Here is a 260-nt window from a genome sequence, read left to right on the forward strand (position 1 = left end):
GCCACACCACCGGCCACGAGCTGGTAGGGCGGGAACTGCGCGAATGGCACCGGGAACGAGGACTGCAGCACGCGATCGCCGGCCGGATCGGTCGGCGTGAACGCCGCAAGGTGCGCGGCGCCGCCGATGTAGCGCAACACCGCCGTAGAGAAGCCGCCGATCAGGCGGTTGGCGTTGGCGGCGATGGCATCGAATACCGGCTGCACGTCGGACGGGGAAGCGGCCATCACTTTCAGAATGTCGGCGGTGGCGGTCTGTCG

General features: G+C 68.8%; 1 pseudogene. It reads right to left on the minus strand.

Annotated elements, in window-relative coordinates:
- Nucleotides 1-260: pseudogene (locus QSV46_RS40155) on the minus strand (histidine kinase); the annotation flags it as partial.

Origin of the sequence: Bradyrhizobium cosmicum, from assembly GCF_032290525.1 — a bacterium.
Lineage (GTDB): Bacteria > Pseudomonadota > Alphaproteobacteria > Rhizobiales > Xanthobacteraceae > Bradyrhizobium > Bradyrhizobium cosmicum_A.